Genomic DNA, 24199 nt, shown 5'->3' with positions numbered 1-24199 from the left:
ATCGCCGGCTTACCTCGCCGCTCCCTGGCGACTGGGCAACACAGGAAATACCGTTCATGGTCAAGATCCGCCTCACCCGTGGCGGCGCGAAGAAGCGCCCCTTCTACCACATCATCGTCACCGACCAGCGCGCCGCGCGCGATGGCCGCAACATCGAGCGCCTGGGTTATTTCAACCCGATCGCCTCCGGCAACGAGAAGCGCGTCGAGCTCGACACCGCTCGCGTCGAACACTGGATCGGCAAGGGCGCGCAGATGACCGACAAGGTCCGCAACCTGTACAAGGAAGCGGCCAAGGTCCAGGCTTCGGCCTGATCCTCGCGGCCGTGCTTCGCGCGGCCGACGCCTCATGAGCGAAACCGAGCGCCGCGTCCTGTTGGGCAGGATCGTCGGCGCTTTCGGCGTGCGCGGCGAGCTCAAGCTCGAATCGTTCACCGAGCCGAAAGCGGCGATCTTCCGATACCAGCCGTGGACCTTGCGCGATGCGCAGGGCCGCGAACGCGCGCTGCAGGGCGCGCGCGGCCGCGAGACGCCGAAGGGCGTAGTGATGACGCTGCCCGAGGTCGCCGATCGCGACGTCGCCGAGGCGCTGCGCGGCACCGAAGTCTGGGTGCCGCGCTCGGCGCTGCCGCCGCCGAAGGACGGCGAGTACTACTGGATCGACTTGGAAGGCCTGCGCGTGGTCAACGCCGACGGCATCGAGTTCGGCCGCGTTTCGCATTTGTTTTCCACCGGCGCGAACGACGTGTTGGTGGTGCAGGGCGAACGCGAGCGGATGATCCCTTTCTTGATGCCCGATTACGTCGTCTCGATCGATTTCGATGCCGGCCTGGTCGTCGTCGATTGGGACCCCGATTTCTGACCGCTTGTGTGGGAGCGGCTTCCGCCGCGAGCTCTTCCCGCAGATCGCCGCGATATACCGGAAGAGCTCGCGGCTGAAGCCGCTCCCACAAGAGCAAACCCATGCGCATCGACATCGTCAGCCTGTTCCCCGAATTCGTGGCCCAGATCGCCGGCCACGGCGTCGTCGGCCGCGCCCAGGAGCGCGGGCTGATCGCGCTGCAAGGCTGGAACCCGCGCGATTACGCCGAGGGCAACTATCGTCGCGTCGACGACCGCCCGTTCGGCGGCGGTCCCGGCATGGTGATGCTGATCGACCCGCTGCGCGCCTGTATCGCCGCCGCGCGCGCGGCCGATCCGGCATCGGCCAAAGTCGTCTACCTCAGCCCGCAAGGCGCGCCCTTGAACCAGGCCAAGGTCCGCGCGCTCGCCGACGAGCCGCGCTTGATCCTGCTGTGCGGCCGCTACGAGGGCGTCGACGAGCGCCTGATCGCGGCCGAAGTGGACGAGGAGCTCTCGATCGGCGACTACGTCTTGTCCGGCGGCGAACTGGCGGCGGCGGTGGTGATTGACGCCGTCGCCCGGCTCCAGGACGGCGCCCTTAACGACGCCGAATCGGCCGCTCAGGACAGCTTCGATGCCGACGGCGGCCTGCTCGATTGCCCGCACTACACCCGGCCGGTCGAACACGAACTGGGGACCGTCCCGGAGGTGCTGATGTCCGGCAACCACGCCGAAATCGCCCGCTGGCGCCGGCAGCAGGCCCTGGGCCGGACCTGGCTGCGGCGTCCGGACTTGCTGGATGAGGCCGGATTGTCCAAAGCCGATCGGGAGCTGCTAGAGGCCTTCAAGGCCGAAAACCCGAAGGCCTGAGCCTGGTTGTGGGAGCGGCTTCAGCCGCGAGCTCTTCAGGCGGGGCCAAAGCTCGCGGCTGAAGCCGCCCACAAAAGCCCTCCAGGCGGGAACGGACTGCATAAACCCTAGCCACATAAGGAAAAAGCCCGCTATAATGCGCGGCTTCGCTCCACCGCCAGGCCTCCGGGCCGGGCAACCACAATAACGACAGAACCCCAAGATCAAGCAGGCCGCGCCATGAACAAGCCCTCGTTGAACACGCTGTTGCAGGAATTCGAAGCCGCCCAGACGCAGCGCAAGCTGCCCGACTTCGGCCCGGGCGACACCGTCGTCGTCAACGTCAAAGTGAAGGAAGGCAACCGCGAGCGCGTCCAGGCCTACGAAGGCGTGGTCATCGGCAAGAAGAACGCCGGCCTCAATTCCGCTTTCACCGTGCGCAAGATCTCGCACGGCTACGGCGTCGAGCGCGTGTTCCAGACCCACAGCGCCAGCATCGATTCGGTGCAAGTCAAGCGCCGCGGCGACGTGCGTTCGGGCAAGCTGTACTACTTGCGCGGCCTGGAAGGCAAGAAGGCGCGCATCAAGGAAGACCTGGCCGCCCACGCCAAGGCCAAGAACGCGGCGACTGCCGAATAAGCCTTCGCATCATTCGAATACGAACGGCCGCCTTCGGGCGGCCGTTTGCTTTTCCCTTCTCCCGGTGGGAGAAGGAAGGCGGGATTATGCGCGATTGGCCGAAAACACCGGCCGAAAGAACGACCGCTCCCAGCTCACGATGCAGCGCGTGCGCTCGGCCAACGCCCAGGCTTCCTGGCATTCGGCATCGTGCATGCTCGCTTCGCGGTAGCGCTCGTATTCGGCGAAGCTCGGAAAGGTGAACATCGCCAGCGCCACGTTGTTGGTGCCTTCGGACGGCATGAAATAGCCGTGATGGTCGCCGCCGAACTTCTTCACTAACCGGATCCACATCCGGCCGTAGGTTTCGAAATCGTCCAGCTTGTAGGGATCGACGACGTAACGCAGGAAGCAGGTGACGATCATGGCGGCTCCGGTGCGAATCGCAGGGTGGCCCGCAACATATCACCGCGGTACGCTGGTGGGAGCGGCTTCAGCCGCGAGCTTTTTGCGGCCTCAGCCCTGATTCCATTTAAGGCTTTTCGTAGGAGCGGCTTTAGCCGCGAGCTTTTCTCTCAAAATCGCCGCAATGTCGCGATTTGAAGGAAAAAGCTCGCGGCTAAAGCCGCTCCCACGAAAAGCAAATATCGCTAGATGCCGAACCAGCCTCGCTGCCGAGCTTCCTGCAACCGCGCATCGATATGCCGCCACAGAGCGGGGCACCCCGCTTCGATCGGCGCGCGCACCCGCGCGACCACGCGTTCGTAACCGATGCCGTTCTCGCGCCAGCTCTGGCCGTCGTTCGCCAAATTGAGCAGCACCGGCATGGCGCGGTCGACGGCGTTGGCGAAGCGCGCTTCGGCGGTCGTTCCATCTTCGAATTCCCGCCACAAGGCCAGCAACTCCGCGGCCTGCGCTTGCGGCAACAAACCGAAGATCCGCTTCACGGCGGCCTGCTCAGCGGCTTTGCGTTCTTCCCAGCCGCCTTCGACGAAAGCCATCGTGTCGCCGGTGTCGATTTCGCCGATGTCGTGCACCAGCAGCATCTTGATCGTACGGTCGAGATCGATGCCAGAATCCGCATGCGGCGCCAGCGAAAACGCCAGCAACGCCAGTTGCCAGCTGTGTTCGGCGGAATTCTCGTAGCGTTCCAAGCCGAGCGGCTTGATCTTGCGGGTCACGCCTTTGAGCTTGTCGAGCTCCAGAACGAAATCGATGACGGTCTGCATCGCTTCAGAGCGCGTGCGCGGCGGCGACCAGCAAACCGCCGACGATGGCCATGTTCGACTGCCAGCCCTTGATGGCGTTGCCGCGGGCTTCGCCTTGCAAACCCCAGAAATTGAGGAAGATCGCCGAGGCGATCAAGGTGAATACAACGAGCCCGATCGCGGCCCAGAACGCCTGATAGCCGACGATCAGCGCCAGCCCTGCGAGCGCCTGGAAAACGCTGCCCACGATCAGCACGAACTTCGCCGCGGGCACGCCGCGCGAGGCCATGAATTGCGTCAGCCCGCCCAAGCCGAAGAAATGATGGATGCCGCCCACTACGAACAAACCGCCGAGCAAAAAGCGGCCGACGAGCCAAAGAACGGATTCGAGATCGGTGGCCATGCGGATTCCCTGTCCGGTTCGAAGAGCGAAAGCCTAGGTCAAGCGCGAACGGATGTCACCGTGACGTCCGGCACCCACACCTGCCGCCAGCGTGCGACCTTCTCTTCGGCGCTCAAGCGTTGCGGCGAAGCGGGCACGGACTCGCCGAATCCGGGGTGGCCCTCCAAGCAGCGCGCGTTGACGGCGCCGTAACGACGGCCTTCGTGCTCGAATACGACGGCGATCAACACGCCGCAGTGCCCGCAAACCTGAAAACGCGCGGTTTCCGAGCCCTGCCGGTATTCGCGGCGGCTATCCGCTGCGTTTTCGCGGATGGACAAGCGGCCCTCCGGATCGGAGACGTAAGCCGCGCCGTGTTTGCAGCAGAACGAACAATCGCAAGCGCGCGGATGGAAATCCGCCGCGGGCATGCGCGTGGAGAATTCCAGGCTTAGCCGTCCGCAATGGCAGCTGCCGCGGAAGGTTTCGGTTTCGGTCATGGCGCGCGACGGTACTGGAGATGAAGTTGCAAGAAGAAATAGTGGATCGCGATGTTGGCGAAATGCGCGGGGGCCATGTCCTGTTCGCCTCGGGCTATTGAGCGGCTTTGTTGCGGCGCTTGACGGGAGGCTTGCGGCCGTCGCCGCCGCCTTCGCGCTTGTTCTCTTTGACTTCGTCCGCGATTCCGGCCGCGGCGCCCAGCAAGGAGCCGACGACGAGTCCCGCGCCGGTGATCGCGCCCACCGCGCCGAACACCGGCAGCGCCGTCACCACGGCGACCCCGGCGGCCGCGCCGGCGGCGACTTTGGCCAAGCCTCTGACGAAACCCATCGTGGATCCTATCGTTCGTTGCCTCGCCCGGATTCTATCCGGAGGTCAACCCGGCGAAGGCGGTTTCGGTCGATCCCATCGCGCGCTCGGGGCGGTTCCCGGGATTCGTACAGGCCGAAGACATCGTCGCCGTCCACGCCGGGATCGCCGAGGGCGTAGAGCGTGCCGAACACGGCTTCGTAGGCGGTCGAGCTATTGATCAGGCGCAAGTCCTCCGGCGCGATGCCGGCCGCCAGATGCGCTCGATCGCCGGGCCCACCTCCGCGAAGGAGGTGTCGGGGAAGCGCTTGCAGTGCTCGAAGATGCGGGCGAGCGTGACCGGATCGCGCAGCGGGTTGATGAGGGTTTGCCAGAGGTGGTCTGCGAATTCTTCTCTAGTCGGAATAAACGCTTGCAATATGGGACAAGCTTATGGCACCGAGGTCCGCCTAGGAATTCTGCCTCGTCGATTGTTGTCGAAAATATGAGGGCAAGAAGCGTCCAGAAGCAAAGACGGAACCGGCGATAAGTAGCAATGCAATAACCGAGAGCATGTCCGTGCCCGGGAAAAGCACGGCGAGGCTCGGGTCAGGCGGATAATAGGCGACGGTCATGCCACTACGGTCGAAGTTAGACGAGGGGGCGCCGAGAGGTAAGCAGAAGCACACCCGAGTGCCGGAGAAAGTAGCGCCGTCGACGGTGTGCTGATAATTCGCGACCTCGACATTCAGCGGCGTGTTGCGAGCGTGACGAGTTCCATAGCTTTGCATGACGACCGATTCTGTTCGGTGGGAGGCAACGATGGCCATTGCACGAGGCCACGTCGTAGATGCAACTCCTAGAATCAGCAAAACGACTGCAGCAGTGGCGAACAGGCCAGAAACAAAATCCGTCGCTAACGACAATTTCATCGCAAGATTCCGATTCTGCTGAAAGGCTAGGAAATACAGCTCCGGCTTCAGACTTTCGTCCCCTGATCCGCCACCGGCGACGGCGGCTGCGCCGGCACTTCGGCCGGTATGGCCACTTCTTCCGCATGCGGGGCCAGCATGCGCGCTTTCCGCCAGCCGCCCCACTTGTAATACGCCAGCGACATCAGCATGGCGCAGACCGAGCTGACGGGGAAGCTCCACCAGATCGCATCCGCGCCCAAGGACGGTTGCAGGAATTCGGCGAACGGGATGCGGATGCCCCATAAGGCCATGGCCAAGATCAGCAACGGCGGCAGCACCGCGCCGGTGGCGCGGACCACGCCGGAGATCACGAAGGTCACGCCGAAGAACAGGAACGACCACACCGCGATGTGGTTCAGGTGCCGCGCGTGTTCCAGCGCCGCGCTGCCCTCGGGCAGGAACAGCGACAGCGTGCTGCGATCGAACGCGATGGTCGGCAGGATCAGCACGCCGGTCAGCAGGAAATTGAACAGGATGCCGGTGCGTGCGGCGGCGCTCACCCGGTCCCAGCGTTTCGCGCCGACGTTCTGCGCAGCCATCGACGAACAGGCCGCGCCGATCGCCATCGCCGGCATTTGGATGTAGGCCCATAGCTGCATCGCGGCGCCGTAGGCCGAGGTCGTGTCCACGCCGTAACCGTTGACCATGCTGATCATCATGATCATGGCCAGGGAGATCACGATCATCTGCAAGCCCATCGGCACGCCCTTGACGATCAGCGCGCGCAGGATGCCCCAGTCCGGTTTGTACACTCGGTTCTCATGACGGCTGATCCACAGCGGATGACGCTTGTGCCGCAGCCACAGGATCATCGCGGCCAAGCTAACGGAGTTGGCGATGAGCATGGCGGTCGCCGAACCGGCGATGCCCATCTCCGGGAACGGGCCGATGCCGAAGATGAACAACGGATTGAACGCGATATCCAACCCGACGCCCATCAACAGAAAGACGAAAGGCGTGCGCGTGTCGCCCGCGCCACGCAAGGTCGCTTGCAGCATCGCGAACACGTAGATGAAGGGCACCGCCATGAACACGATGCGCAAATAGGCCTCGGCCAGAGGCAGCGCTTCGGCAGGCGTGCTCATCCAGACCAGGATGCGGTGCGACAACAACATGCCGACCAAGGCGATCGTCAGCGATATCGCCACGAAGAAAGTGAAGCTGGTGCCGATCACCCGCTTGGCCTGGACCATGTCCTTTGCGCCGATCGATTGGCCGACCAGGATCGTCGACGCCATGCCGATGCCGAACACCGCGCCGACGAGGAAGAACATGATGTTGTTGGCGTTGGCCGTGGCGGTCAGCGCTTGCTCGCCGAGGAAGCGGCCGACCCAGACGGCATTGACCGAGCCGTTGAGCGATTGCAATACGCCGCCGGCCAGGATCGGCAAAAGAAAGGCGAGCAGGGTGGGGCCGATGGGGCCCTGGGTGAGGTCGCGGGATGTCTTCATGCGCGGCATCTTGCCAGGGCCTAGTCGCGGCTAGGGTGCGACGGCCCTGGTATATAATGTGCGCAAAGGGACAGTGCTTTTTTCGTTTCGGCAAGAAACCAGCGCCGATCTCAAGCCACTTCTTCGCGCCGCAAGATAGCCCGCCCGGATGCGTGATCGACCGGCGCCGAGGTGTGTTCGTGGAACACCTTCCACGCATCGCCGGTCCGCTTCAGCCCCAGGGTAATCCGATTGTCCAGCGAGCGAATGGCTTTTCCGTCGGGCGAGTAGGCGGTGTAGGTCAGGATCGCGCGACCGACGACCAAATCTTCCGAGCGGGTGGAACGCGCTTCGTCGATATCGACCACGACGTATTCGTCCCCGAGCGAGCCGAACCATTCTTCGGCCATCTCCCGCCGGGCCGCCAGCCCCTGCTGAGACCATTCGCTCCATAGATCGAAAACCTCCAAGCTTTCGTCGTAGATCGCCAGGAAGGCGTCGACGTCCTTGGCGCGAACCGCCGCGCGGTAGGCGTCGAGCGCGTGCAGGAAAGGATCGGCAATTTCGCTCATTCAAGCCTCTTGGGTCGGCAAGGTCGTACGGCTCGCATCGTTGCGGTGCGATGATGCCAGAGCTTCACCGCGACTCGGCTAAAATAGTGCCGATGGCCCACCTGCACGGCGAAACCCCTCCACCCGAAGCCCTACCGGCCGTCCGCCTGGATCTTTGGCTCTGGGCCGCCCGCTTTTTCAAGACCCGCAGCCTGGCCAAACAGGCCATCGAAACCGGCAAAGTCGAAATCGGCGGACAGCGCGCCAAGCCTTCGCGCAGCGTACATGCGGGCGACGCGCTGGCGATCGTGCGCGGCGAGGAAATATTCCGCATCGAAGTCCTGGGCCTGAGCCATACGCGCGGGCCGGCCAAAATCGCGCAGGCGCTTTATCGCGAATCCGAAGCGTCGAAGATCGCGCGCGAAGCCAAGCGCGCCGAGGCGAGCGCGGCGCGGGCCGGTTACCAACCGCCGGAAACCAAGCCCGATAAACGCGCGCGCCGCTTGATCCGCGCTTTAGGGGACATCGATGCCACCTGAGCGGGCGGCAGCATGAAATCCGGCCGCCTGCTGCCGCTGATCGTGGCCTGCGCCTTGTTCATCGAGAACATGGATTCGACCGTGATCTCGACCTCGCTGCCGGCCATCGCCAACGATCTGCAGACCGATCCCATCGCGCTGAAGCTGGCGCTGACCACCTACATGCTGGCGCTGGCGGTATTCATTCCGATCAGCGGCTGGGTCGCCGACCGCTTCGGCGCGCGGCCCACCTTCATGAGCGCGATCGGCGTGTTCTTGCTCGGCTCGGTCGCGTGCGCGGCCAGCGTGTCGCTGGAAACCATGGTCGCCGCGCGCTTCCTGCAGGGCATGGGCGGCGCATTGATGGTGCCGGTCGGCCGTCTGGTGTTGCTGCGCACCGTGCCGAAAAGCGAGCTGGTGCAAGCCTTGAGCTGGCTGACGATTCCGGCGCTGATCGGGCCCGTGGTCGGGCCGCCGCTGGGCGGTTTCATCACCACTTATTTCGACTGGCGCTGGATCTTCCTGATCAATCTGCCGATCGGTTTGCTCGGCATCGCGCTGGCCAAGCGATTCATTCCCGACATACGCGAAACCGCAGTGCCGCTGGATTGGCTAGGCTTTCTGCTCACCGGCCTGGGCCTGGCGCTGGCGATGTTCGGCTTTTCGACGATGGGCCGGCACCTGGTGTCCGCGCCGTTATCGCTGGGCGCATTGATCTTCGGCGTCGCGGCATTGATCGCTTATGCATGGCATGCGCGCCGGCATCCGCATCCGCTGCTCGACCTGGGCCTGTTCCGCTTGGCGACCTATCGCGCCGGCGTGCTCGGCGGCTCGCTGTTCCGGATCGGCGTCGGCGCTACGCCCTTCCTGCTGCCGCTGATGCTGCAGTTGGGATTCGGATTGACGCCGGTGGAGTCGGGCATGCTGACTTTCGTGTCGGCGGTCGGCGCGATGTTCATGAAGACCCTCGCGGCCAACGTGCTGAAGCGTTTCGGCTTCCGCAACGTGCTGGTGTTCAACGCTCTGCTCGCGTCGGCGATGCTGTGCGGCTTCGGCCTGTTCCGGCCGACGACGCCGCATGTCTTCATCGTCTGCACGCTGCTGGTCAGCGGCTGCTTCCGCTCGCTGCAGTTCACCAGCTTGAACGCGATCAGCTATGCGGAAGTCGACACGCCGAAGATGGGGCAGGCCAGCAGTTTGGCCGGCATGATGCAGCAGCTGTCGCTCAGCATGGGCGTGGCGGTGGCCGGTTACGTGCTGGAGCTCGTTGGCTTGATCGCGCATCGGCCTTCGACCGACGTGCACAATTTCTATATCGCCTTCGTCGTCGTAGGCCTGTTGTCGGCCAGTTCGGCCTGGATGATGTGGCGGTTGCCGCGCAATGCCGGCGCGGAGATGGCCGGGCATGCGGAAACCGGTAAAGAGATCGCCGAGCCCAAGGTCGAGCAGCGCCCCGCGACTTGATCGGCTTTGTAGAGCGGGGCTTGCCCCGCTGTTTGGCTTGTGTAGAGCGGAGCTTGCTCCGCTGCTTTTCTTGCGTGGGCACGAAGGTAAATCAGCGAGGCAAGCCTCGCTCTACAAAGAAAGGAGCAAAAGCAGCGGAGCAAGCTCCGCTCTACACAAGCCAAAAAAGACGCCGGCATGGCCGGCGTCTTGCTTTGCATCGATACGAACAGGTCATTTCTTCAAATCGAAGCGATCCAGCTCCATCACCTTGTTCCAGGCCTTCACGAAATCCTTCACGAATTTCTCCTTCGCGTCCGAGGCGGCGTACACCTCGGCCAGCGCGCGCAGCTGCGAATGCGAGCCGAAGATCAGGTCCGCGCGAGTGGCGGTCCACTTCGTCTTGTCCGTCTTGCGGTCGCGGCCTTCGAACACGCCTTCGCGGCCGTCCACGCCTCTCCACTTCGTGCCCATGTCGAGCAGGTTGACGAAGTAGTCGTTGGTGAGTTTGCCGGGTTGCGAGGTGAGCACGCCGTGCTCGGGCTGGCCTACGCCCAGCACGCGCAAGCCGCCGACCAGGACGGTCATTTCCGGCGCCGAAAGCGTGAGCAGTTGCGCGCGGTCCACCAGCCTTTCCTCGGGCGTCGCCCGCTTTGCCGCTTTCGCGCTCAGGTAGTTGCGGAAACCATCGGCTTGCGGCTCGAGGTAATCGAACGACTCGATTTCGGTTTGCTCCTGCGAAGCATCCATGCGGCCCGGGTTGAACGGCACCTGGATGTCGTGGCCGGCGTCCTTCGCTGCTTTTTCGACTGCGGCCGCGCCGCCGAGCACGATCAGATCGGCTAGCGACACTTTCTTGCCGCCCTTGGCCGAGGCGTTGAACTCCTTTTGGATTCCTTCGAGCTTGGCCAGCACCTTCGCCAGTTCGGCCGGGTTGTTGGCTTCCCAGTTCTTCTGCGGCTCGAGACGGATGCGCGCACCGTTGGCGCCGCCGCGCTTGTCGGAGCCGCGGAACGTTGAAGCCGAAGCCCAGGCCGTGGAGGCGAGCTGCGATACGCTCAGGCCGGAGGCGAGGATTTTCTGCTTCAGTTCGGCGATGTCGCCGGTGTCGATCAGCGGATGATCGACCGCGGGAATCGGATCCTGCCAGATCAAGGGTTCCTTGGGCGACAGCTTGCCGCGATGGAGCGACAACGGGCCCATGTCGCGATGCAGTAGCTTGTACCAGGCTTTGGCGAAGGCCTCGGCGAACTTATCGAAGTTCTGGTGGTAATCGCGCGAAATCTTCTCGTAGATCGGGTCGACGCGCAGCGCGAGGTCGGTGGTGAGCATCATCGGCGCGTGCCGCTTCGACGGATCGTGCGCGTCGGGCACCGTATCGGTGCCGGCGCCGCCTTTCGGTTTCCACTGGTGGGCGCCGGCGGGGCTCTTGGTCAACTCCCACTCGAACCCGAATAGGGTGTCGAAGAAATCGTTGTCCCACGTGGTCGGCGTCGGCGTCCACGCGCCTTCCAGGCCGCTGGTGATGGTGTGGCCGGCCATGCCGGTTTCGAAGCTGCTCGCCCAACCCAGGCCTTGATGTTCGATGTCGGCGCCTTCGGGTTCTTTGCCCACATGGCTGGCCGGGCCGGCGCCATGCGCTTTGCCGAAGGTGTGGCCGCCGGCGATCAGCGCGACGGTCTCTTCGTCGTTCATGGCCATGCGCGCGAAGGTGTGGCGGATGTCGATCGCGGCTTTGGCCGGATCGGGATTGCCGTTCGGGCCTTCCGGATTGACGTAGATCAAGCCCATCTGCACGGCGGCGAGGTGGCCGTCGAGTTCGCGATTGTCGTTGGCGTAACGTTCGTCGCCCAGCCAGGTTTTTTCCTGGCCCCAATCGATATGGTTCTCCGGCTCCCACGAATCTTCGCGGCCGCCGCCGAAGCCCCACGTCTTGAAGCCCATCGATTCGAGCGCGACGTTGCCGGTGAGGACCAGCAAGTCGGCCCAAGAAATCTTGCGGCCGTACTTCTGTTTGATCGGCCACAGCAAACGGCGCGCTTTGTCCAGATTGCCGTTGTCCGGCCAGCTGTTGAGCGGCGCGAAACGCTGCTGGCCGGTGCCGCCGCCGCCGCGGCCGTCGCCGACGCGGTAGGTGCCCGCGGCGTGCCAGGTCATGCGGATGAAGAACGGGCCGTAGTGGCCGAAGTCGGCGGGCCACCATTCCTGCGAATCGGTCATCAGCGCGCGCAAGTCGGCGACGACCGCATCGAGGTCGAGGCTGTCGAATTCCTTCGCGTAGTCGAAATCCGCGCCCATCGGATTGGCTTCGGGCGTGTTCTGGTGCAGCACGCTGATGTCGACCTGGTTGGGCCACCACTCGCGATTGGACGTGCGCCCGGCATGGAAGGGGCACTTCGGTTGTGCAGTCTCTGGCTTGTTCATGGCTGGCGGCTCTGCGGGGTGGGAGGGATGGAGGGAGGGTACGTCCCGGCCGGATGTTTATGAAATTGAATGAAGCGAAGTTATCGATAGGCAGGGGCTATTGAGGGATGCGCAAGAGACACATATCGACGAGTCGGCGTCCCTGTAGGCTGGGTTGAGCGTAGCGAACCCAGCATCGCGCGCTCGCTTACGCGGGGCGCTCAGGGCATGCGAATCGGTGATTCGCAAGCAATGCCCCTTCACCCCATAAAGGGAGAGGGGCAAAGCGGGTCAGGCGCGGGGCAGGCCGCCGAGGACGGATTGGCCGACTTTCATCAGGTCGGACAGATCGACGTCGCCGTCGCCGTCCTTATCGAGCACGGCGCCCAGCACGCCGCCGCCCAGGCCGCCGGCTTGTTGGCCGATCTGTTGGCGTTCTTGGCCGAGGATCTGTCCCAGCACATCCGGTGAGGCATCGTTGCCGCTGGATGCGGCGCCGGCTTGGCGGTTATCGAACATGCGCTTGGCGAGGTAGGCCATCACGATCGGCGCAAGCCAACGCAGCAGCATATTGACCTTGTCGTTGCCCAGGCCGGTCGCCTGGCTCACGGCCTGTTGCGCGCGCGGTTCGCTGGCGCCGAGGACATGGCCGAGGATCTGCTGGCCCTGTCCGCCGCCGCCGAGCACCGAACCCAGCACGCTGCCGATATCCAGGCCGGAATGGTCGCGCTGCAGCGCGCCGAACAAAGCTTCGGCGCCCTGCGGCTGGCTGGCGTTGCGGCCCAGCGCGCCCATCAGCAACGGCAGCGCCGCGCCGATGGCGTTGTTGGCCTGGGATGGGTCGACGCCCAGCTGCTGGGCGATCTGCTGCAGCGGCGGGCCTTGCAACTGCGAAGCGAGGTCCTGGGTGAGGGAAGTCTGGGCGTTCATCGTGCGGTCCTCGCTGGCGTGGTCGAAACCGACACGTTAGGCGGGGAATTGTTACGAAACCGCCAAGGCCGGCCCCTTGTCCACGGCCGCCGCGCGTTTGAACAACCACGCGACGAGCAAGCCGTTGATCAGGAACACCAGGACCAGGTACAGGGTGAAGTTGTCTAGAAAATCGAACCAGTCCAGGCCGGTGTAATTGCCCAGCAGCCGACCCAAAGTGCGCACCGCATTGATGGTGAAGGCGATCGAGGCCAAGCGCATCCAACCGGAGCCGGCTTTCCAGGTGGCGATCGCGAAGCAGGTCCAGGCGATCAGTCCCGACAACATCAGCGGGAAATAGATCGCGCTGGTGAACGCGCCCCAGAACTCGTGCCGCTCGGCGAGGACGCCGCGCAGCGCCGGCTCGGCCGCGTACGCATTGGCCCATTGCTGGCTGACCATCACGAAATCCAGGCCGCGGTGCAGGAATTCGAAGACGACGAAAAACATGCAGAAAGTGAAAGCGAGCAGCGAAGCCAGCGGCGCCTTGGCGAAGCGATCCAGCGCGAACACCGCATAGGTGACCGCCAGTCCGGCGATGCCGAACAGTACGGCCAGTGCGCGCGTGCGGTCGAGCCAGCCGGCGCGCACGGCGAAATCTTCCGCTGCCGCCTGGGTTTCGGGAAACCAGAAGATGAAGCACAGGGCTTGGAAGATCTGCACGGCGACGAATAGGCACAGGCAGGCGCCGGCCACGCGGAAATGTTTGGCGGTCAGTGGCATCGATTGCTTCTCCCGTCGTATGCAGATGGATGGACGGGAGAGGTCTTGCGGATGGTTTATCCGCGAAAAGCCGAACCCTCTCCCTGGCGCTGCGCGCCTTTCCCTCTCCCGTAAAAGGAGAGGGCAAGCTAGCCGACGCAAAGTCTGCGGCCCGGCGACGCGATAAGAACACGATCCGTCTTCGGATGTTCTTCGCTTCGTCGCGCATAGGGAACGTTTGGGCGCGCGAGGATATCGGGATGGCGTGGATCAGGAGCGGGACAGCGCCTTCAACCGATACATCGCTTCCAAAGCCTGCTTGGGCGACAGATCGTCGGGTTCGATCGCGGTCAACGCGTCGAGCGCGGCGGAAGCCGGCGCGAACAGCCCGATCTGCTGCGGCGCGTCGAGCGCGGCCGGCGCCATCGACGGTTGCGGCGTATCGCCGCGCCGTTCCAGTTCGGCCAAGCGGCCGCGCGCTTGCTGCACTACCGATTTGGGCAAGCCGGCGAGCGCGGCCACCTGCAGGCCGAAGCTGCGGTCGGCGGGGCCGTCTTTCACTGCGTGCATGAACACCAGCGTGTCGCCGCCGTGCTTGTCGTGGTGCTCGACGGCATCCAGGTGCACGTTGGCGATGCCGCTGCCCGGTTCGGCCAAGGCGGTCAATTCGAAATAGTGCGTGGCGAACAAGGTGTAGCAGCGGTTGACCGAGGCCAGATGCCGCGCCACCGCGTCGGCCAGGGCCAAGCCGTCGTAAGTCGACGTGCCGCGGCCGATCTCGTCCATCAGCACCAGCGACTGCGCAGTGGCGTGATGCAGGATGTAGCTGGTCTCGGCCATTTCCACCATGAAGGTGGATTGGCCGCGGGCGAGGTCGTCGCCGGCGCCGATGCGGGTCAGGATGCGGTCGATGGGCCCGATCGTCGCGCTCGCCGCCGGCACGAAGCTGCCGATGTGCGCGAGCAGCACGATCAGCGCGTTCTGGCGCATGTAAGTCGATTTGCCGCCCATGTTCGGGCCGGTGATCACCAGCATCCGGCGCTCGCCGTCGAAGCTGAGATCGTTGGGCGTGAACGGTTCTTCGCGCACCGCTTCCACCACGGGATGGCGGCCGTTTTCGATGCGCAGGCCGGGTTCGTCGACCAGTCGCGGCGCGGACCAGTCCAAGGCTTGCGCGCGTTCGGCGAAGCAGGCCAGCGCGTCGAGTTCGCTCAAGGCCGCGGCGCAGCGCTTGAGCGGTTCCAGGCGTTCGTTCAAGGCGTCGAGCAGGCCGTCGTACAGCAATTTCTCGCGCGCCAGCGAACGTTCGCGCGCGGACAGCACCTTGTCTTCGAAGGCCTTCAATTCTTCGGTGATGTAGCGTTCGGCGCCGGTCAGCGTCTGCCGCCGCGTGTAGTGCGTCGGCGCGCGCGCCGCCTGGCCTTTGCTGATTTCGATGTAATAGCCGTGGACGCGGTTGTAGCCGACCTTCAACGTCGGGATGCCGCTGGTCTCGCGTTCGCGCTGCTCCAAGTCCACGAGGAATTGGTCGGCGTTCGTCGATAGTTCGCGCAATTCGTCCAGCTCGGCGTCGTAGCCTTTGGCGAACACGCCGCCGTCGCGGGCCAACACCGGCGGCTGTTCGACCAAGGCCTGCGCGAGCAGGGCGGCTTCGGCCGCGTGTTCGCCGAGTTCGTCCGACAACGCGCGCAGCCGGGGCGAATCGAGCGGGCCGAGCAGGACGCGCAGATCCGGCAGCATCGCCAGGCCGTCGCGCAGCGTGCTCAGGTCGCGCGGCCGCGCCGAACGCAGCGCGATGCGCGAGAGGATGCGCTCCAGGTCGCCGAGCCCGCGGAAGCGTTCGCGCAGCGGCCGTTCGATGCCTTGTTCGATCAGCGTCGCCACCGCCTGGTGGCGCTCGCCGAGCGTGCGGCGGTCGCGCAGCGGCCGGTGCAGCCAGCGCCGCAGCAGGCGTCCGCCCATCGGCGTGATCGTGGCGTCGAGCACGCCGAGCAAGGTGTTGCGGGTGTCGCCGTCGACGCGCGTGTCGAGTTCCAGGTGCCGGCGCGTGGCGGCGTTCATCGCGATCGCGCCGTCGCTGGCTTCGATCGCGATCGACGTCAGATGCGGCAGACGCTGCTTCTGCGTTTCCTCGACATAGCCGAGCAAGGCGTTGGCGGCGGCGACCGCGAGCGGCTTGTCCTCGAGCCCGAAGCCGCTCAGATCGTGCAGGCCGAAGAATTGCAGCAATTGGCGGCGGCCGGTGTCGGCGTCGAACAGCCACGGCGCGCGCCGGCGCAGGCCGCTGCGCGCGGCCACGAAATCCGGCCAGCCTTCTTCGTCGGGCAGCAGCAGCTCGGCCGGTTCCAGCCGCGACAGTTCGGCTTCCAGCGCGTCGTCGCTGAAGACTTCGTTGGCGAGGAAGCGGCCGCCGGCCAAGTCGGCCCACGCCAAACCGTAGCCTTGCTTGCTGCGCGACAAGGCCAGCAGCAGGGTGTCGCGGCGTTCGCTGAGCAACGCTTCGTCGGTGACCGTGCCCGGCGTGACGATCCGTACCACCTTGCGTTCGACCAAGCCTTTGCTCGCGGCCGGGTCGCCGATCTGTTCGCAGATCGCCACCGATTCGCCCAGCGCCACCAGCCGCGCCAGATAGCCTTCGGCCGAATGGTGCGGCACGCCGGCCATCGGGATCGGTTGGCCGGCGGAATTGCCGCGCTGGGTCAGAGTGATGTCGAGCAGCTTCGCCGCTTTGCGCGCGTCGTCGTAGAACAGCTCGTAGAAATCGCCCATGCGGAAGAACAGCAGCACGTCCGGATGCTCCGCCTTCGCGGCGAAGAACTGCTTCATCAGGGGCGTGTGCTGGTCGGCGGTCTTGGGGCCGGTCGCGTTCTTGGAATCGGCGGACATTCGATCGACGGGAATTCTGACGGCTCGCCCGCGAGAGGGCAGTCCGAAGCCAGTGCTGCGGGGAAGAAGGTATGTTCCCACAGAATCGGCGCGCCCCAGCCGAATTCGGGGGGGATACCCGGTTTCGGGGATTGACGTAAGGCTTGGTCGAAGAGATCCTCCCGGTGGGGCGCGCAGCGATGCGCGGAAGCAGGGATATGGCGGGCGCGGCGATGCGTCGGTCGGGGGGTCCAGATGAATCGTTTCGCTGAGAAGGCGGCGCTTTCGCGCGCGGCTGGTTCTGTAACGGCCGTGCCGGCCAAATCTTCGTCCCGCGCAGCGTGGCTCCTGACCGGAGCGCTGCTGGTCCTGCCTGGCTTAGCCTGGATGGGGCCGGCGCAAGCGCAGAGCTGCGCGGTCGGCGAAACGCCAGTGGCGTTCGGTTTCACCGGCGGCGACCAGACGCTGGTGGTGCCGGCAGGCACCTTTTCGGCAACGGTTTATCTGAGCGGCGCGCAGGGCGGCGCGGGCCGCAGCGGCGCAGGCACGATCGGCGGCAGCCCGATGTCGCCGGGCGGCGCCGGCGGTCTCGGCGGACGGGTCCGCGGCACGTTGGCGGTGACGCCGGGCGCGGTCCTGACGATCGGCGTAGGCGGGCAAGGCTCGCAAGCGGTCAATCCCGGCGGCGTCGGCCAAGGCGTCGACGGCATCGGCGGCGGCGGCACCGATCTGCGCCTGGGCGCAACGCGGGTCGGCATCGCCGGCGGCGGCGGGGGCGGCGGCAACGCCGGTTGGAGCACGACGAGCGTGATCGCGGGCGGCGCCGGCGGCGTAGGCGGCGGCGGAACAGGTAGCGCGGGCACGGATGTTCCCGGCGGGCCGGGTCCCTATGGCGGCGGCGGCGGTGCGGTCGGCACGGGCGGTGCGGGCGGCGGCGGTTGCGGCTCTTTCCCGGCGACGGCGGGCAATGCGGCCAACGGCGACGGCGGCGATTCCTTCAATTTCAGTGGATCCTTCAGCGGCGCCGGCTACGGCGGCGGCGGCGGCGGCGGTGCGACCGTCGGCGCGGGCGGCGGCGGCGCAGGCGTGGGCACGACCTCTTGCCAACAAAACTGGAACGGCGGCGGTGGCGGCGGCGCAGGCGGCTCGTCCGGCGCGACCGGCCTGAGCGCGGTAACGATCAACAACGGCGTGCAAGCCGGCAACGGCGCCGCGCTGATCTGCCTAGCGACGCCGCAGTATTCGGTCGGCGGCGGCGCGAGCGGCCAAACCGGCGCGGTGACGCTGCAACTCACTAGCACCAATCCGGCCGGCTCGCAGCAAGTGACGGTGGCCGCGGCCGCGGCCAGCTTCGTGTTTCCGACGCGTCTGCCCGGCGGCGCGAATTGGAACGTCAGCGTGCTTACGCCCCCCAGCGGCCAGATTTGCAGCGTCAATCCGGCCAGCGGCACGGTGGTGAGCAGCGACGTGACGAACTTAGCGCTGACGTGCGAGACCGTAATCGTCGATGTCGCGCCCGCCACGCTTCCCAACGCGACCTACAACGCGACCTACAGTACGACGATCACCGCCAGCAGCGGCAACGGCGGTGTGGCGCCGTACACGTTCGCCATCGATGCCGGTGCGCTGCCGGCGGGCATGGCCTTGGCCGGCAATGGCGCGTTGACGGGTACGCCGACGGCTGCGGGAACCTACAACTTCACCGTCGGCGCGACGTCCAACAACGGATTTTCCGGCAGCCGGCCCTATACGCTGGTGGTCGCGCAAGCGGCGCAGAGCATCACTGCGTTCGCGGCGAATCCGGCCGCGCCGGTGTATGCGCCGGGAGGCAGTTTCAGCGTTTCGGCCACGGGCGGCGCATCGGGCAATCCGGTCGTGTTCGGCAGCGCATCGCCGGCCGTGTGTACGGTCAGCGGCAGCACGGTGAGCATGCTGGGCGCGGGCAACTGCGCGTTGACCGCGGATCAGGCGGGCAATAGCAACTACACGCCCGCACCGCAGGCGACGCTCAATGTCGCGATCGGCGCCGGCACGCAGGCGATCACGAATTTCGCGGCCAATCCGGCGTCGCCCACCTATGCGCCGGGCGGCACGTTCGCGGTTTCGGCCACGCCCGGTCCTTCGACGAGTCCTGTCGTGTTCGGCAGCGCATCGCCGAGCGTGTGCACGGTGAGCGGCAGTACCGTTTCGATGCTGACCTCGGGCGCCTGTTCGCTGACCGCCGATCAGGCGGGCGACGCCAATTACCAAGCTGCGGCGCAGGTCGCACTGAACGTGACTATTCAGTCCGCGACGCAGGCCATCACCGGGTTCAGCGCCAATCCGGCAGCGCCCGTCTACGCGCCGAACGGCACCTTCGCCGTTTCGGCGAGCGGCGGCGCTTCGGGCAACCCGGTGGTGTTCGCCAGCACGACGGCTTCGGTCTGCACAGTCGCCGGCGCCACGGTGACGATGCATGCCGCCGGCAATTGCGGGCTCACGGCCAATCAGGCGGGGGGTAACGGTTATCTGGCCGCCCCCGAAGTCGCGCTGGATGTCGAAATCGGTTTGGCGACGCCGCATTTGAATTGGATCGCGCCGCTGGTGAAGACCGTCGGTGAAGGCAGCTTCGATCTGCCCGATCCGACCAGCCCCAGCAGCGGCGGCTACACCTTCACCAGCAGCAACGCCTCGGTCGCTACCGTCAGCGGAAGGCGCGTGGCCCTGGTCGGCAGCGGCGTCGCCACGCTCGTCGCCACTCAAGCCGCCGCAGGCAACTACACGCAAGCGACGGTGAGTACGACGCTCACGGTGGACGCGCGTCCGGATCCGACCCGCGATCCGAGCGTGGTCGGCGGCATCCAGGCGCAAGTCGATGCCAGCGTGCGCTTCGCCGCCGCGCAACAGGCGAACATCCGCGATCGCCTGCGCCAGCAGCGCCATGCGCAGGACAACCGTTCGAGCAACGGCCTGAGTCTGAACGTCGGCGGTGGTTCGGGCGCATCGTTCTCGCTGCCCGCGAATCAGTTCATGTCCGACGATGCGCTCGTCATGCCTAAGGGCTGGGGATGGTGGACGGGCGGTACGGTGACTACCGGCGAACGCGCGTTCCGCGGCGCCAGCCAAGGGTTCGGTTACCGCAGCGACGGCATCACCGCGGGCGTCGACTGGTGGCTGGGCGGCCGCGTGCTGGTCGGCGTGGCCGGCGGTTGGGGTTGGAACGACACCGACTTCGACCGTTCCCGCTCGCGTTTGGATGCCGAGCAGCGCTCGCTGTCCGTCTACGGCTTGTGGCGCCATGGCGATCACGTCTTCGTCGACGGCACGTTCGGCTGGGGCCGTTTGGATTTCGACATCCGCCGTGCGAGCGACATCGCCGGCGCGACCGCGCTCGCCAAGCGCGAGGGCGATCAGAACTTCGCATCGCTCACCGTCGGCTACGAGCGCGGCGGCGCCGGCATGAACCTCACGGGCTACGGCCGCCTGGATGCCAGCCGCACCCGCTTGGACCCGTATCGCGAACGGGGGCTCGGCATCTACGACTTGGCTTACGGCAAGCAGACCGTCGAAAGCAGCGGCCTGGCGGTGGGGTTGGAGGGCAGCTATTCGATGGCGCAGTCGAAGGTGCGGCCGTACTGGATGCTGGAGTACCGCGAAGCCTTCGAAAACCGCAGCGACGTGGCGTTGAACTACGTGGTCTCGCCCGTGTCGACCGATTACAAGCTCGCGCTGCGCAGCTACGGCGACAATATGCTGTCCTACGGTGCGGGATTGGATTGGAGCATCGCACCGGCCTGGAACTTGTCGCTGCTGTTCCGCCGCGAGCATGCCAGCGATCAGCAGACCGCTTCGAGCTTCGGCTTGATGTTGTCCTTCAGTCCGCAGGCTCAAGTGGCTGCGCCTGCTTCGCTGGCCGCTGCGAATGCGGATGCTTTGCCGCCCGCGGACACGGCTACGACAGCGACCGGCCGCTAAACCGGCGCGAGCGTCTTCGGCCCGTCCCGCAGGAGGGGCGGGCCTGCCGCGGAACCTTCCGATGGGCGCTCGCGCATCTCGCACGATGCGCGGCGCGCCGGTTCTCTTGCGGCTCGGGCTCGATTCGTGCAGCGCCGAGACGCGCCCTCCACCGTGCATCGAATGTGCTAACGTTTGCGCCGCCGCAGTTCCGCTGAAGAACCACGCCGGGCGCCCCCACCGACCGACGGGTTTCGAGCTGCGATTGGCGCCGGCCGTTGGTCGGCGCGTTTGTCGTCTTACGTGCGAGCCAAACCAAACCTCGAGGGGGCGATTCCATGACAGCGTCGAGTAAGCAGCGGAACCTGTTGTCGCTTGCGGTCGTTGCCGTACTGGTTCAATTCCCGTCGTTCGCGTTCGCGCAGGAAGCGCAACAGGCCCCTGGTCAGGCGACCGGCAACGCCGACGAAGACCAGCCCAAGACGTTGGGCGCGATCACGGTCACCGCGCAAAAGCGCGAAGAGCAATTGCAGGACGTGCCGATCGCGATCACCACGCTGTCGCAGCAGCAGCTGCAGGACACCGGCGTGCGCGACGTCAAGGACATGCAGATGCTGGTGCCGGGCCTGACCGTGACCAGCACCCAGAGCGAGGCGCAGACCACCGCGCGCATCCGCGGCATCGGCACGGTCGGCGACAATGCCGGCCTGGAATCGTCGGTGGGCGTGGTGATCGACGGCGTGTACCGGCCGCGCAACGGCGTCGGCTTCGGCGACCTAGGCGAGATCGAGCGCATCGAAGTGCTGAAAGGCCCGCAGGGCACCGTGTTCGGCAAGAACACCTCGGCCGGCGTCATCAATGTGATTACCCGTCGCCCGAACCACGAGACCAGCGCCGAGGCCGAGCTTACGGTCGGCAACTACGGCGCGATAGGCGTGAGCGGCGCGTTCAACTCGCCGCTCGGCGAGAAGGCCGCTTTCCGCATCTTCGGCACCCAGCGCAAGCGCGACGGCTTCATCGACGTCCACACCGGCGCCGGCCCGCGCCGCGAGACCGACGATTTCGACCAGAACTACCACTCGCTGCGCGGCCAGTTGCTGATCGAGCCGACCGACGATCTGAACATCAACTTCATCGCCGACTACACCAGCCGCGAAGAGAACTGCTGCGTCGGCGTGACCACCACGCGCGGCCGCACCGGCGACATCGTCAATGTGCTGTCGCCCGACGAGGGCGTCGCGCCGATGGCGCGTCCGTTCCGGCGCGAAGCCTGGAGCAACCGCAGCACCGAGCAGGACATCAAGGACAAAGGCCTGTCGGCCGAAGTGAACTGGAATACGCCGTGGTTCGGCGGCGCCACGCTGACTTCGATCACCGCCTGGCGCGATTGGGGTTCGATCAACGGCCTGGACTTCGATTTCAGCAGCGCCGACATCCTGTACCGGAATGCGCAGAAGGACGAATCCTTCACCGGCTTCAAGACTTTCACCCAGGAATTCCGCCTGACCGGCGCGACCGACAAGGTCGACTGGATGTTCGGCGCGTTCTATTCGGACGAGGACTTGACGCGCAACGAGACCTACCGGATCGGCAACGCCTACGAGCCTTATCTGTCGATCGCGCTGCTGTCGCTGATCAATCCGGCGCTCGGCGGTTCGCCGACCGCGCCGCGCTTCCTGGCCGACGTCACCGGCCGCCCGCAGGGCACGGTGTTCGCCGGGCTCGGCGCGCTGGACCGTTACAAGCAGAATTCGAAGAGCTTCGCGTTGTTCACCAACAACACTTGGCACGCCACCGAAGCCTTCGACCTGACCGTCGGCCTGCGCTACACCGCCGAGGACAAGGAACTGGATTCGCGCTACAGCAATCCGAACGGCAGCCCCGGCTGCGCCAGCTATTTCGGCGCGAACGGGCAGATCAGCCCGGCGGCGATCGGCCGCATCGGCGCGGCGCTGACTTCGCGCGGCGTGCCGTTCGCGTCGTTGCCGGCGGCCCAGCAGCAGACTCTGATTCGCCAGATCGTCGGCTACAGCTGCCTGCCGTGGGCCAACTTCGCCCACAACGGCCGCGCGACCCATCAGGAACGCGACGAGAAAGAATGGTCCGGCACGATCAAGGCCGCCTACCGTTGGAACGACAACGTGATGGGCTACGCCTCGGTCGCACGCGGCTACAAGGCCGGCGGCTTCAACCTCGACCGCGTGCAATCGAATAACGGCTTGTCCGGCGGCACCGACGGCATGATTCCGGTCAACGACACCTCGTTCCCGGGCGAGTTCGTCGACAGCTACGAGTTGGGAACCAAGACGACCTGGCTCGGCGGCAACCTGCTGTTGAACGGTTCGCTGTTCTACCAAAAGTACGAGGACTTCCAGCTCAACAGCTTCCTCGGCACCAGCTTCGTCGTGCGCTCGATCCCGGAAGTGATCTCCAAGGGCGTGGACACCGAAATCCTGTGGCAACCCACCAAGGGCCTGCTGTTGCAGGGCGGCCTGATGTACGCCGACACGCGCTACGGCGACGAAAGGCCGACGGCCGATTTCGTGGCGCCGGCCGGCAACCTGTACAAGCTGCCGGGCAGCCAAGTCAGCTTCGCGCCGTACTGGTCGGGCACCGCGGCGGTCACCTACGAGCATCCGTTCGGCAATAACTTGGTCGCACGCTTCAACATCGGCGCCAAGTACATGTCCGAGTACAACACCGGCTCGGACCTGGATCCGGAGAAGCGGCAGGGCGACTACACCGTAGTCAACGCCCGGATCGGTTTCGGCCGCGCCGACAAGCGCTGGATGGTGGAGCTGTGGGCGTTGAACGCGACCGATGCCGAATACGCCCAGGTCGGTTTCGACGCGCCGCTGCAGAACGTCTCGCCGGCGCCGGGCAATCCGTTCAATTCCTACAACGCGTTCCTCGGTGCGCCGCGCACTTACGGCGTCACCTTCCGCTTCGGCTACTGAGTTTCGACGCTTCGAAAGGGCGGCCCGCTTCGGCGGGCCGTCTTTTTTGCTTTTGTAGGAGCGGCTTTAGCCGCGAGCTCTTTCCTTGCGAGGATTTTGAGAGAAAGAGTTCGCGGCCAAAGCCGCTCCTACGGAGAGCGAACCCGCCCGTTGGCGACAGACGACGGTTTCCGTAGCAAAATCCGCGTTCCTCCGCCGGAACGCGCCCGTGACGAATTACTCCGACGCCGACTTGCGCGCGCTGGCCGAATCGCTCGGCCAGCGCCTGCGCGCGAACCACGATCATCTGGTCACCGCCGAAAGCTGCACCGGCGGTTGGATCGCCAAAACCGTTACCGACATCGCCGGCAGTTCCGATTGGTTCGACTGCGGCATGGCCGCCTACAGCTACGAAGCCAAGCAGGCGCTGCTCGGCGTACGTCCGCAGACGCTGGAAACCCATGGCGCGGTGAGCCGCGAAACCGCCATCGAAATGGTCTCAGGCGCTTTGGTGAACTCGGGCGCCAGCGTGGCCGTAGCGGTCACGGGCATCGCCGGGCCGGGCGGCGGTACCGAAGACAAGCCGGTCGGTACGGTGTGGATCGCCTGGAAGCGCCGAGGCGGCTACCCGAAGGCGGAGCTGTTCCATTTCGACGGCGACCGCGAGGCTGTGCGGCGGCAGACAGTCGCGGCGTCCCTGCAGGGCCTGATGACCGCGTAGCCCGGGTGGAGCGAAGCGGTACCCGGGGCTTTGCTTCGTTCCACCGGATTGAGCTTATTGCCGAGC

Annotated in this window: 21 protein-coding genes; 9 read left to right on the top strand and 12 right to left on the bottom strand. The window is 65.6% G+C overall.

Annotation, left to right across the window (positions count from 1 at the left end):
* The first annotated feature begins 56 nt into the window (after positions 1-56).
* The 4 genes from rpsP to rplS all read left to right on the top strand — a co-directional run bounded on the left by rpsP (position 57) and on the right by rplS (position 2330).
* Positions 57-314, top strand: coding sequence for a 30S ribosomal protein S16 (rpsP, locus tag FCE95_RS05110; protein ID WP_137265874.1), 258 nt, complete (start codon positions 57-59; stop codon positions 312-314).
* A gap of 34 nt (positions 315-348) precedes the next feature.
* The gene (rimM, locus tag FCE95_RS05105) at positions 349-861 is read left to right on the top strand and encodes a ribosome maturation factor RimM (RefSeq protein WP_137265873.1); all 513 of its coding nucleotides are present in this window, start codon (positions 349-351) and stop codon (positions 859-861) included.
* Positions 862-962: 101 nt separating this feature from the next.
* The gene (gene trmD / locus FCE95_RS05100) at positions 963-1712 is read left to right on the top strand and encodes a tRNA (guanosine(37)-N1)-methyltransferase TrmD (RefSeq protein ID WP_137265872.1); all 750 of its coding nucleotides are present in this window, start codon (positions 963-965) and stop codon (positions 1710-1712) included.
* A gap of 219 nt (positions 1713-1931) precedes the next feature.
* The gene (gene rplS, locus FCE95_RS05095; RefSeq protein WP_137265871.1) at positions 1932-2330 is read left to right on the top strand and encodes a 50S ribosomal protein L19; all 399 of its coding nucleotides are present in this window, start codon (positions 1932-1934) and stop codon (positions 2328-2330) included.
* Between the two features lie 84 nt (positions 2331-2414).
* Here the strand turns inward: rplS and FCE95_RS05090 are convergent, their stop codons facing one another.
* The 8 genes from FCE95_RS05090 to FCE95_RS05055 form a co-directional block, all read right to left on the bottom strand.
* Complete coding sequence (locus tag FCE95_RS05090; RefSeq protein WP_223266779.1) at positions 2415-2735, bottom strand: NIPSNAP family protein; 321 nt, start codon at positions 2733-2735, stop codon at positions 2415-2417.
* A 224-nt stretch (positions 2736-2959) separates the two neighbouring features.
* Positions 2960-3538 carry an HD domain-containing protein gene (locus FCE95_RS05085; protein ID WP_137265870.1) on the bottom strand — a complete coding sequence of 193 codons (579 nt, stop codon included), beginning with the start codon at positions 3536-3538 and terminating at the stop codon, positions 2960-2962.
* Positions 3539-3542: 4 nt separating this feature from the next.
* Entirely contained in the window at positions 3543-3920 is a 378-nt protein-coding gene (locus FCE95_RS05080; RefSeq protein ID WP_137265869.1) for a DoxX family protein, read from the bottom strand.
* Positions 3921-3958: 38 nt separating this feature from the next.
* Positions 3959-4399, bottom strand: coding sequence for a GFA family protein (locus tag FCE95_RS05075; RefSeq protein ID WP_137265868.1), 441 nt, complete (start codon positions 4397-4399; stop codon positions 3959-3961).
* A 94-nt stretch (positions 4400-4493) separates the two neighbouring features.
* On the bottom strand, positions 4494-4730 hold the full coding sequence (locus FCE95_RS05070) for a hypothetical protein (RefSeq protein WP_137265867.1): 237 nt from the start codon (positions 4728-4730) through the stop codon (positions 4494-4496).
* A gap of 428 nt (positions 4731-5158) precedes the next feature.
* Positions 5159-5620 carry a hypothetical protein gene (locus FCE95_RS05065; RefSeq protein ID WP_137265866.1) on the bottom strand — a complete coding sequence of 154 codons (462 nt, stop codon included), beginning with the start codon at positions 5618-5620 and terminating at the stop codon, positions 5159-5161.
* 47 nt (positions 5621-5667) lie between these two features.
* The gene (locus FCE95_RS05060) at positions 5668-7113 is read right to left on the bottom strand and encodes an MATE family efflux transporter (RefSeq protein WP_137265865.1); all 1446 of its coding nucleotides are present in this window, start codon (positions 7111-7113) and stop codon (positions 5668-5670) included.
* Between the two features lie 110 nt (positions 7114-7223).
* A complete protein-coding gene (locus tag FCE95_RS05055) occupies positions 7224-7664 on the bottom strand; it encodes a YybH family protein (RefSeq protein WP_137265864.1) in 441 nt (146 codons plus the stop codon).
* Positions 7665-7756: 92 nt separating this feature from the next.
* Between FCE95_RS05055 and FCE95_RS05050 the strand changes: the two genes are divergently transcribed.
* Both FCE95_RS05050 and FCE95_RS05045 read left to right on the top strand, forming a co-directional pair.
* On the top strand, positions 7757-8182 hold the full coding sequence (locus FCE95_RS05050) for an RNA-binding S4 domain-containing protein (protein ID WP_137265863.1): 426 nt from the start codon (positions 7757-7759) through the stop codon (positions 8180-8182).
* 12 nt (positions 8183-8194) lie between these two features.
* Positions 8195-9625, top strand: a complete 1431-nt coding sequence (locus tag FCE95_RS05045; RefSeq protein ID WP_137265862.1) for a DHA2 family efflux MFS transporter permease subunit — start codon at positions 8195-8197, stop codon at positions 9623-9625.
* A gap of 213 nt (positions 9626-9838) precedes the next feature.
* Here FCE95_RS05045 and katG read toward each other — a convergent pair whose 3' ends face one another.
* The 4 genes from katG to mutS all read right to left on the bottom strand — a co-directional run bounded on the left by katG (position 9839) and on the right by mutS (position 16564).
* Positions 9839-12028 carry a catalase/peroxidase HPI gene (gene katG, locus FCE95_RS05040; protein WP_137265861.1) on the bottom strand — a complete coding sequence of 730 codons (2190 nt, stop codon included), beginning with the start codon at positions 12026-12028 and terminating at the stop codon, positions 9839-9841.
* A 270-nt stretch (positions 12029-12298) separates the two neighbouring features.
* The gene (locus FCE95_RS05035; protein ID WP_137265860.1) at positions 12299-12937 is read right to left on the bottom strand and encodes a DUF937 domain-containing protein; all 639 of its coding nucleotides are present in this window, start codon (positions 12935-12937) and stop codon (positions 12299-12301) included.
* Between the two features lie 51 nt (positions 12938-12988).
* Positions 12989-13699: a hypothetical protein gene (locus FCE95_RS05030; protein WP_137265859.1), complete on the bottom strand. Its 711-nt coding sequence runs from the start codon at positions 13697-13699 to the stop codon at positions 12989-12991.
* A gap of 249 nt (positions 13700-13948) precedes the next feature.
* Positions 13949-16564, bottom strand: a complete 2616-nt coding sequence (mutS, locus tag FCE95_RS05025) for a DNA mismatch repair protein MutS (protein WP_137265858.1) — start codon at positions 16562-16564, stop codon at positions 13949-13951.
* A gap of 366 nt (positions 16565-16930) precedes the next feature.
* Here mutS and FCE95_RS05010 point away from each other — a divergent pair, with 366 nt between their 5' ends.
* The 3 genes from FCE95_RS05010 (at position 16931) to FCE95_RS05000 (ending at position 24133) form a co-directional block, all read left to right on the top strand.
* Positions 16931-20497, top strand: a complete 3567-nt coding sequence (locus tag FCE95_RS05010; protein WP_189644638.1) for an autotransporter domain-containing protein — start codon at positions 16931-16933, stop codon at positions 20495-20497.
* Between the two features lie 317 nt (positions 20498-20814).
* Complete coding sequence (locus tag FCE95_RS05005) at positions 20815-23433, top strand: TonB-dependent receptor (protein WP_137265855.1); 2619 nt, start codon at positions 20815-20817, stop codon at positions 23431-23433.
* Between the two features lie 208 nt (positions 23434-23641).
* Positions 23642-24133, top strand: a complete 492-nt coding sequence (locus tag FCE95_RS05000) for a CinA family protein (protein ID WP_137265854.1) — start codon at positions 23642-23644, stop codon at positions 24131-24133.
* The last annotated feature ends 66 nt before the right edge of the window (positions 24134-24199 follow it).

It is taken from the genome of Luteimonas gilva (genome assembly GCF_005239095.1).
Taxonomy (GTDB): Bacteria; Pseudomonadota; Gammaproteobacteria; order Xanthomonadales; family Xanthomonadaceae; genus Luteimonas_C; species Luteimonas_C gilva.
Note: the sequence above shows the minus strand (reverse complement) of the source record. Positions and strands in the feature narration are given on the sequence as shown.

Bases quoted from the DNA above. Each gene is read 5' to 3' on its own strand.
- FCE95_RS05035 (WP_137265860.1), bottom strand. From the start codon at position 12,937: ATGAACGCCCAGACTTCCCTCACCCAGGACCTCGCTTCGCAGTTGCAA.
- rimM (WP_137265873.1), top strand. From the start codon at position 349: ATGAGCGAAACCGAGCGCCGCGTCCTGTTGGGCAGGATCGTCGGCGCT.
- mutS (WP_137265858.1), bottom strand. From the start codon at position 16,564: ATGTCCGCCGATTCCAAGAACGCGACCGGCCCCAAGACCGCCGACCAG.
- FCE95_RS05085 (WP_137265870.1), bottom strand. From the start codon at position 3,538: ATGCAGACCGTCATCGATTTCGTTCTGGAGCTCGACAAGCTCAAAGGC.
- FCE95_RS05080 (WP_137265869.1), bottom strand. From the start codon at position 3,920: ATGGCCACCGATCTCGAATCCGTTCTTTGGCTCGTCGGCCGCTTTTTG.
- FCE95_RS05005 (WP_137265855.1), top strand. From the start codon at position 20,815: ATGACAGCGTCGAGTAAGCAGCGGAACCTGTTGTCGCTTGCGGTCGTT.
- FCE95_RS05075 (WP_137265868.1), bottom strand. From the start codon at position 4,399: ATGACCGAAACCGAAACCTTCCGCGGCAGCTGCCATTGCGGACGGCTA.
- FCE95_RS05010 (WP_189644638.1), top strand. From the start codon at position 16,931: ATGGGGCCGGCGCAAGCGCAGAGCTGCGCGGTCGGCGAAACGCCAGTG.
- FCE95_RS05050 (WP_137265863.1), top strand. From the start codon at position 7,757: ATGGCCCACCTGCACGGCGAAACCCCTCCACCCGAAGCCCTACCGGCC.
- katG (WP_137265861.1), bottom strand. From the start codon at position 12,028: ATGAACAAGCCAGAGACTGCACAACCGAAGTGCCCCTTCCATGCCGGG.
- FCE95_RS05090 (WP_223266779.1), bottom strand. From the start codon at position 2,735: ATGATCGTCACCTGCTTCCTGCGTTACGTCGTCGATCCCTACAAGCTG.
- FCE95_RS05060 (WP_137265865.1), bottom strand. From the start codon at position 7,113: ATGAAGACATCCCGCGACCTCACCCAGGGCCCCATCGGCCCCACCCTG.
- FCE95_RS05065 (WP_137265866.1), bottom strand. From the start codon at position 5,620: ATGAAATTGTCGTTAGCGACGGATTTTGTTTCTGGCCTGTTCGCCACT.
- FCE95_RS05070 (WP_137265867.1), bottom strand. From the start codon at position 4,730: ATGGGTTTCGTCAGAGGCTTGGCCAAAGTCGCCGCCGGCGCGGCCGCC.
- trmD (WP_137265872.1), top strand. From the start codon at position 963: ATGCGCATCGACATCGTCAGCCTGTTCCCCGAATTCGTGGCCCAGATC.
- rpsP (WP_137265874.1), top strand. From the start codon at position 57: ATGGTCAAGATCCGCCTCACCCGTGGCGGCGCGAAGAAGCGCCCCTTC.
- rplS (WP_137265871.1), top strand. From the start codon at position 1,932: ATGAACAAGCCCTCGTTGAACACGCTGTTGCAGGAATTCGAAGCCGCC.
- FCE95_RS05045 (WP_137265862.1), top strand. From the start codon at position 8,195: ATGAAATCCGGCCGCCTGCTGCCGCTGATCGTGGCCTGCGCCTTGTTC.
- FCE95_RS05030 (WP_137265859.1), bottom strand. From the start codon at position 13,699: ATGCCACTGACCGCCAAACATTTCCGCGTGGCCGGCGCCTGCCTGTGC.
- FCE95_RS05055 (WP_137265864.1), bottom strand. From the start codon at position 7,664: ATGAGCGAAATTGCCGATCCTTTCCTGCACGCGCTCGACGCCTACCGC.